A 213-nucleotide genomic window follows, 5' to 3' on the forward strand; every position below is an offset into this window, starting at 1 on the left:
ATGACTGGGGTGAAGTCGTAACAAGGTAACCGTAGGGGAACCTGCGGTTGGATCACCTCCTTACCTGAAAGAACCTGCCTTTGTAGTGTCCACACAGATTGTCTGATGAAAAGTAAGCAGTAAAAAATCTCTGCAGGCTTGTAGCTCAGGTGGTTAGAGCGCACCCCTGATAAGGGTGAGGTCGGTGGTTCAAGTCCACTCAGGCCTACCAAA

The 213-nt window shown here is 49.8% G+C and carries 1 tRNA gene and 1 rRNA gene; both read left to right on the forward strand.

Going from position 1 to position 213, the window contains the following annotated elements:
• Positions 1-63 (forward strand): 16S ribosomal RNA (locus M8318_RS00015); the annotation flags it as partial.
• Between the two features lie 71 nt (positions 64-134).
• Positions 135-211, forward strand: a tRNA-Ile gene (locus tag M8318_RS00020).
• The last annotated feature ends 2 nt before the right edge of the window (positions 212-213 follow it).

This window comes from Leclercia tamurae (assembly GCF_025566055.1).
Lineage (GTDB): Bacteria > Pseudomonadota > Gammaproteobacteria > Enterobacterales > Enterobacteriaceae > Enterobacter > Enterobacter tamurae.